General features: G+C 65.9%; 6 protein-coding genes and 1 pseudogene. 2 read left to right on the top strand and 5 right to left on the bottom strand.

Annotated features, from left to right (window positions below; translation table 11 throughout):
* Positions 1-339 (bottom strand): annotated as a pseudogene (locus ACE3UY_RS14595) (hypothetical protein); the annotation flags it as partial.
* Positions 336-1,010, bottom strand: a complete 675-nt coding sequence (locus ACE3UY_RS14590; RefSeq protein WP_374688236.1) for a response regulator — start codon at positions 1,008-1,010, stop codon at positions 336-338. The pseudogene ACE3UY_RS14595 and the gene ACE3UY_RS14590, both read right to left, overlap by 4 nt.
* Positions 1,011-1,157: 147 nt before the next feature.
* Between ACE3UY_RS14590 and ACE3UY_RS14585 the strand changes: the two genes are divergently transcribed.
* Together ACE3UY_RS14585 and ACE3UY_RS14580 are read left to right on the top strand one after the other, a co-directional pair.
* Positions 1,158-2,441 carry a hypothetical protein gene (locus ACE3UY_RS14585; RefSeq protein WP_374688235.1) on the top strand — a complete coding sequence of 428 codons (1,284 nt, stop codon included), beginning with the start codon at positions 1,158-1,160 and terminating at the stop codon, positions 2,439-2,441.
* 8 nt (positions 2,442-2,449) lie between these two features.
* Complete coding sequence (locus ACE3UY_RS14580) at positions 2,450-3,475, top strand: polysaccharide deacetylase family protein (RefSeq protein ID WP_374688234.1); 1,026 nt, start codon at positions 2,450-2,452, stop codon at positions 3,473-3,475.
* Between the two features lie 35 nt (positions 3,476-3,510).
* On the opposite strand, the gene ACE3UY_RS14575 is transcribed toward ACE3UY_RS14580, so the two are convergent.
* From ACE3UY_RS14575 to ACE3UY_RS14565, 3 genes are all read right to left on the bottom strand, one after another.
* Positions 3,511-4,290 carry an alpha/beta hydrolase gene (locus ACE3UY_RS14575; protein WP_374688233.1) on the bottom strand — a complete coding sequence of 260 codons (780 nt, stop codon included), beginning with the start codon at positions 4,288-4,290 and terminating at the stop codon, positions 3,511-3,513.
* A gap of 9 nt (positions 4,291-4,299) precedes the next feature.
* Positions 4,300-6,243, bottom strand: coding sequence for a DNA topoisomerase (ATP-hydrolyzing) subunit B (gene gyrB / locus ACE3UY_RS14570; protein WP_374688232.1), 1,944 nt, complete (start codon positions 6,241-6,243; stop codon positions 4,300-4,302).
* 6 nt (positions 6,244-6,249) lie between these two features.
* Positions 6,250-7,269 (bottom strand): hypothetical protein (locus ACE3UY_RS14565; protein WP_374688231.1); only part of this gene is annotated, 1,020 nt, incomplete at its 5' end.

Genomic DNA, 7,269 nt, shown 5'->3' with positions numbered 1-7,269 from the left:
GGGCAGTTGATCCTGCGTCGTGAATGTATCCAGCGCCGCGCCGTCGGGGGTGAACAGGGAGATGGTGAAGTCGTCGCTGAGGCCGCGCAGGGCGTCCGGGTCGATGCCGGCGCTCTGGAAGGCCAATTGCCCGTCGGCGAGGCCTACGTTGAGCAACGCCTGGTCGGCGGCCAGGGCCAGCGCGGCGTCCACCTGAATCACCAAACTGTTCTGGACGCGGTAGTAGAGGAAGACGATGAACGCCACCAGGATGAGCGCCAGGCACACGGTGTACCAGAGCGTCAGGCGCAGCCGCAGCGGGATACGGGAAGGGGGCAGAGGGGGCGGGGCCGGTTTCATCTGTCGGCGCTTATCCGGTAGCCGACGCCGCGCACCGTGTGGATCAGCGGTAGGGCGTGGCCGTTGTCGATCTTGCGGCGCAAGTAGCCGACGTAGACATCGATGACGTTGGACTCGTTGTAAAAGTCGAAGTTCCAGACGTGCTCGCCGATCTGCGTGCGCGTCAACACCTGACCGGGGTGGCGCATCAAATACTCCAGGATAGCGAACTCGCGCGGGCTAAGCTCGATGGGGTGACCGCTCCGGCGCACCTCGCGCGTGGCCGTGTCCATCTCCAGGTCGCCGATGTGGAGCGTTGTGCCCATTTGCAGCGGCGGGCGGCGCAGCAGGGCGCGCACCCGGGCCAGCAACTCCGGGAAGGCGAACGGCTTGACCAGGTAATCATCCGCGCCGGTGTCCAGCCCCTCCACGCGGTGATCGACCGTGTCGCGGGCGGTCAGGATGAGCGTCGGCGTCTTGTCGCCGCGGCGGCGCAATTCGCGCAGCAAGTCCAGGCCGTTCATCCGCGGCAGCATGATGTCGAGCACCAGCACGTCGTAGTTAGCGGCCAGGGCGTAGTCCAGTCCCTCGCGGCCGTCCTCGGCCAGATCGACCGCGTAGCCGGCCTCGGTCAAGCCCTGGCGGATAAAGCGGGCGATGCCCGGTTCATCTTCGACGACGAGGATGCGCATCTGTTCTCTCCACAGGCACGATTCTATCGCGGGCAATTAAGAAAGCGATGAAGAACAGGGATATGCAGGAGTTTTGCGCGTCGTGATATAATGAATACCGCCAGATGGGAGTTAGCCACTCGCCATCGCGGAGCAGGAGGAGAGGCCGTGAGCGCCACGCAGGTCTGTCCCAGTTGTCAAAAACCTACGCCGGCCGATCAGGCGTTCTGCATTCACTGCGGCCAGTTGGTGAAACCACTCGCTTCGCCGGGGAGTCAAGCGTCCGGTCGAGGCGGTTGGCCGCTGCTGGCGGGTGGGCTGCTCGTGTTGTTGGCGATTGGCGTCTTTGCGCTGTGGCGCGCGGGTCTGATCAGCATCAGCGTGAATCGCGGGCAAGCGACTCTCCCCGTCGCGCCTTCGGCGACACTCCAGACGCCGGAGGCCAACGCCGGCATGGGCGGCGGGCCGGACGGAACCCCCACCGCGACGGCTTCCCCGCCACCCACGCTCCTCACAACGCCGCTGCCCAGCAAAACGCCGCCGCCGACCGCGACCCTTTCCCCCACGCCGCCGCCGCTCCCGTCGCCGACCACGGAACCCACGCCAGCCACGCGAGGGGACGTAATCTTCTTCTCCCGTTCGTTGGCGGACTCGGACGGCGACGGCACAGCCGACTGGGAAGGCAAGCGGGTCATCTGTCGTATCGACACCGATGGAACCAATGAAGGCTGCCTGACCGACGACACCTACTCCTCCGCGCTGCCGAATTGGTCGCCCGACGGCCGGACCATCGTTTTCGCCTCCGACCGCGATCTGGCTGACATCCCGGAGATCTATCTGATGGATCCGGATGGCTCGAACTGGCGGCGGCTGACCAACAACAGGGTCAATGACCATGGGCCAAGCTGGTCGCCCGACGGCGCGTGGATCGTCTTCCACCGCGAAGGGGCGGGCGGAACGGCCCAGTTGTACCGGATGCGGCCGGACGGCAGCGACCAAACCCCCATCGTCCCCAACGGGCGCGACAATCGCTATCCGGTGTGGTCGGCCACGGGGCGCATCGCCTACGAGTCGCGCGCCGACGATGGCTACCACATCTACCTGACTGATCCCGATGGTCGCTCCGATGAGCGGATCACGCCTGGCGGCATGAACCAGTCGCCGGCCTGGTCGCCGGATGGGCGCTATCTCGCCTTCAGTCAGGGCGACCCGCAGAGCGGCCAGGGCTTTCACATCATGATCTACGACACCCAGACGGGTCAAACGAGGCAGGCGACCACCGGCAACAACGCCGCCGAACCGGCCTGGTCGCCCGATGGCGGGCGTATCGCTTTCGCCTACTGGGTCAGGGGCGTCGCTCAAATCTGGTTGCTGGACGTGGGCAGCGGCAACATGTCTCAACTGGTCTTCAGCGACGGCTACCTGGACACTCAGCCCGCCTGGGCGCCCTGAGGCACGTCATGCGCAGAACGGGCATTCTCGTCGTCATCGTGGCCTTGATCATGCTGGCTTTGTTGCTCTGGCTAAGCCCTTCCGGCCGGAAGGGCAGCGCGTCGCCGCAACCGACCGCGGAGAGCGAGGCCGTTGGCGGGCAACCCGCCTCGCCGGTCGCGGAGTCATTACTCCCCACGGTTCCACCGGAACCGGCCACGCCGACTGCCATACCCACTAAGACTGTAGACAGCCTCAGAGACGCGACGCCGCTTCTCCCCACGCCGACGTTGGCCGCGCCGCCGACGCCGGCCATAACGGCGCGGCCAGCGACCCCGCGCGCCTCGCTGACGCCGGCCGTCGCTGGAGGAGTGGGCGAGCGGCCGGCGTTGGCGCCGTTGCCCCCCGCGCCGCCCATCACCCATGGCGAGCGCGCCGAACCGATCATCGCCCTGACCTTCGACGCCTGCCAGGACCCAGACCTTCCAGCCGGCTACGATGCCGAGATCATTCGCGTCCTGCTCGAGACGGGCACGCCGGCGACGCTCTTCCTCGGCGGCGACTGGATGCGCACTCACCCGGATGAGACGCGCTACCTGGCCGCGCAGCCCCAGTTCGAGCTGGGCAACCACGGCTGGGCGCACATCGACTTCGCCACGGCCACGGTCGAGGAGATGTTCCCGGAGATCGAGCGGACGCAGGACATCATGTGGGAGTTGGTGGGGCGGCAGCCGGCCGTTTTTCGCTTCCCTGGCGGCGCGTACACGGAAGAGGCGCTGGGCGTGGTTGCGGAGCTAGGCGTGCGGGCTATCGAGTGGGAGGTTGTCAGCGGCGATCCCGATCCGGGCATCACCGCCGAGCGCATGATCCCCTGGGTAGTGAACCAGGTTCAGAACGGCTCGATTATCATCATGCACATGAACGGCCGCGGCTGGCACACGGCCGAGGCGCTGCCCGCGATCATTGAGCAACTGCGCGAACAGGGCTTCCGCTTCGTCACCGTGTCGCAACTGCTCGACGCGACGCCGGCATCATCCGCATCAGACGGCGAGTAAATAGTTGGGTTTCGCAGCCCGCCAGTAGCTAACAGCTATGGCCGCGCCAAGCCCGGCAACCAGGCCAGCACCCGCTGGATCTGCCGGTCCCAATCGCGCCACTCGTGCGCGCCCGGCCCCTCCTCATGGGTGATGTCGAGGCCAATCGCCCGCGCGTGCTCCCGGAAGCGCACGTTGTCGGCGTAGAGGCTGTCGTCCAGGCCGCACCATTGGTACAGGCGCGGCCGGGCGTCGCCCCGTTCGACCAGTCGCCCGGCCAGATGGAACAGGTCGTTGGGGCCGCCGGTCAGTTCATCCACACGCCCAAAGACGTTGTTCATCTCCTGGCTGCCCGCCGCCTCATCCGCCCGCGTCCGGCTCACCACGTCCAGCGCCCCGGACAAACTGGCGGCGGCGGCGTACCGTTCGGGGTAAGTCAGCGCCAGCTTGAACGCCCCGTAGCCGCCCATTGACAGCCCGGCGACGTAATTCTCGGCCGGATTATCGGACAGCGGGAAGAAGTGGCGGGCCAGGGCCGGCACTTCCTCGCTGATGAACGTCCAGTAGCGGTAGCCGCGGGCCATGTCGGTGTAGAAACTGCGGTGTACCTCCGGCATCACCACGGCCAGCCCCAGCCCCTCCACGTAGCGCTCGATGGACGTGCGCCGTTGCCAGGCGGAGTGGTCGTCTGAGCGGCCGTGCAGGAGGTAGAGCGTCGGGTAGCGCCGCCCCGCGCCGTCCCCGCCCGAGCCGGGGGGCGGCTCGGGCAGGATGACGGTCATCGTTGAGGCCAGTTGCAGGACTTGCGAGAAAAAGTGGCAGTGAATCAGGGCCATGGCCGGCGGTTACACGTCCAGATTGCGCACTTCACTGGCGTGCGTCGTGATGAACCGCCGCCGCGGCGCGACTTCGTCGCCCATCAGCATGTCGAACGTCCGGTCGGCGACGACGGCGTCCTCGATGGTCACCTGGAGCAGCGTGCGTACGTTGGGATCCATCGTCGTCTCCCACAACTGCTCGGCGTTCATCTCGCCCAGACCCTTGTAGCGCTGGACGCTGTATTTCTGGCCGTTCAGCCGCTTCAGCAGCGTCTCGCGCTCCCCTTCGGAGTAGGCGTAGGAGATGTCTTTGCCATGCTTGACGGCGTAGAGCGGCGGCTGGGCGATGTAAAGGTGGCCGTTCTCGATCAGATCGGGCATGTAACGGAAGAAGAAGGTCAGCAACAGGGTGCGGATGTGGCTGCCGTCCACGTCGGCGTCGGTCATGATAATCGTCCGGCCGTAGCGCAGGTTGCCCAGGTCGAACGACTCGCCAATGCCCGTGCCCAGGGCGGAGATGAGCGCCTTCACCTCGTTGTTGCCCAAGATCTTGTCCAGCCGCGCCCGCTCCGTGTTGAGGATCTTGCCGCGCAGGGGCAGGATGGCCTGGAAGTGGCGGTCGCGACCCTGCTTGGCCGTGCCGCCGGCCGACTCGCCCTCGACGATGTACAACTCGCAACGCGCCGGCTCCCGCTCGGAGCAGTCGGCCAGCTTGCCGGGCAGCGTCAGGCTGTCCAGCGCGCTCTTGCGCATGACCAGGTCACGGGCGGCCTTGGCCGCGTCGCGGGCGCGCGAGGAAGTCAGGCAGCGCTCGACGATTTTCTTCGCCTCGCGCGGGTTCTCGTCCAGGAAGGCGGCCAGCGCCTCGCCCAGCACGGCCGACACCAGGCCGGCCACCTCGGCGTTCATCAACTTGACTTTCGTCTGGCTCTCGAACTGCGGGTCGGGGTGCTTGATGCTGACCACCAGCGTTACCCCCTCGCGCGTGTCATCCGACGAAAAGTTCTTGTCCTTCTCCTTCAGAAAGCCGTTCTTGCGGGCGTAGTTGTTGATGACGCGGGTCAGCGCCGTGCGCGCGCCGGTCAGGTGCGTGCCGCCGTCGGGCGTGTTGATGGTGTTGGCGAAGGCATATTCGGAGATAGCCACGCCGTCGGTGTACTGTGCTGCCACCTCGATATCGACGTTGTCCACCTCTTTGCGAACGTGCACCGGCTCATGGAGCGCCTTGCGGTTGCGGTTCAGGTAGCGCACAAAGGAGCGCACGCCGCCCTCGAAGTAGAAGCTCATCTCTCGCGCCGGAGATACGCGCTCGTCGGTCAGCTTCAGGAGGACGCCGCTGGTGACAAAGGCCATCTCGCGGAAGCGGTTGGCCAGCATCTCAAAGCGGTACTCGTGGTCCTCGGTGAAGATCGTCTCATCGGCCCGAAAGGTCGTGGTCGTGCCCGTGTCTTCGCCCTTCTTCAGGTCGCGCAGGCGTTGGACGGGCGTCACCGGGACGCCGCGCTCGTAGCGCTGCTTCCAGACGGCCCCGTCGCGCTTTACCACCACCTCCATCCACTCCGACAGGGCGTTGACCGCCGCCGCGCCGACGCCGTGCAGACCGCCGGAAACCTTATAGGCAGCGTTGTCGAACTTGCCGCCGGAGTGGAGGCTGGTGTGGACGACTTGCAAGGCCGACACCTTCTCCGTCGGGTGCTCGGCCACGGGGATGCCGAAGCCGTTATCGCTGACGCTAACGCTGGAGTCGGGGTGGATGGTGACCTCGATGCGGTCGCAGCGGCCGGCCAAAGCCTCATCGATGGAGTTATCGACGATCTCGTTGGTCAGGTGGTGGAAGGCTTTGATATCCGTGCCGCCCACGTACATACCGGGCCGGCGGCGCACCGCTTCCAATCCCTTCAATACTTGAATATTACCGGCGTCGTAGTGGGCGGCGGCCCGGCTATCGTTCTGCTTGGTCTTGCTGATCATAGTTGACTACTTCACATGCTCCGTACTGGTTTGCGGGCCTGCGCCGCGCGAGGCCACGCCCTGCAAAAACGCGAGATAGCGGTCGCGATAGAAAATGAATAGAGCGACGACGAGCGCCGTGCTGATGTAGGCGTGGGCCAGGATGTTGATGACCGTGACCCAGGTGCCGGAATCGGCCGAGAGCAGGATGTTACTCAACAACTGCCGGGCCAGCAGCACGACGAACAGCACCCCCAGCGACGCTGGCAGGTTCTTCTGGAACAGCCGGATGCTGTCCCCCAGCGACGATAGGAAGGGGCGTGGATTCAGGGTCATGCCTTGTGGCGCGTAACCGAAGAACAGCGCCAGCCACAGGATGACCACCAGCGCGCCTATCAGCACGACGCTGGCGAGCGCCTGGTTGATGAGGGCCACGAACCCGGCCAACAGGGTAACGGGCACGAGGATGACCAGGATGAGCACCACCAGCACCGCCGCCAGCCCGAGCAGCCGCAGCCAGGTGCGCATCACCCGTTGGGCCAACCGGCCCAGGGCCAGCCCCGGCGCTTCGCCCGGCGGCGCGCCCGCCCGGCGCAGGGCGTAGGCGATGAGGCTATAGAACACGGCCGCCAGCAGCAGCCCGGCAACCGTGAACAGCAGCAGATAGCCAAACCACTCGCCCCAGCCGAGGCGCTCGATGACGGCCGGCTGGATGGGCGTGCGTTCCGGGGCCAGCCCGGTCATCAGCGCGGGCACACCCAGCAGTGGGACGGCCAAATAGGTGAAATGGTTCAGCCGCGGCAGAGCTTCTGACAGCAACGGCCCCGGATCTATCAGCATGGCCTCGACCGGCAGTTGGGCGAAGACCGACTCCAGCAGCGGCCGGAAGCTCAGCCGCGGCCCGACCCAGAGAAAAAGATCGAGCAGCGCCGGAATGACCATCAGCCATAGGTAACGGGTGGTCAATTCAAAGCCAGCCGATAGCGTCGCAAATACGCCCGGCAGGGTGGTAGATTTATCCTGCTTCTGCGCCATAGTTAACAGATG

The sequence above is a fragment of the Promineifilum sp. (SeqCode) genome (assembly GCF_041918635.1).
In the GTDB taxonomy this organism is placed as follows: domain Bacteria; phylum Chloroflexota; class Anaerolineae; order Promineifilales; family Promineifilaceae; genus Promineifilum.
The sequence above is the reverse complement of the archived record's forward strand: the minus strand, read 5'-3'. Positions and strand labels throughout refer to the sequence as shown.

Excerpts from the sequence above, each read along its gene's own strand:
- gyrB (WP_374688232.1), bottom strand. The coding sequence starts at position 6,243 with ATGATCAGCAAGACCAAGCAGAACGATAGCCGGGCCGCCGCCCACTAC.
- ACE3UY_RS14575 (WP_374688233.1), bottom strand. The coding sequence starts at position 4,290 with ATGGCCCTGATTCACTGCCACTTTTTCTCGCAAGTCCTGCAACTGGCC.
- ACE3UY_RS14590 (WP_374688236.1), bottom strand. The coding sequence starts at position 1,010 with ATGCGCATCCTCGTCGTCGAAGATGAACCGGGCATCGCCCGCTTTATC.
- ACE3UY_RS14580 (WP_374688234.1), top strand. The coding sequence starts at position 2,450 with ATGCGCAGAACGGGCATTCTCGTCGTCATCGTGGCCTTGATCATGCTG.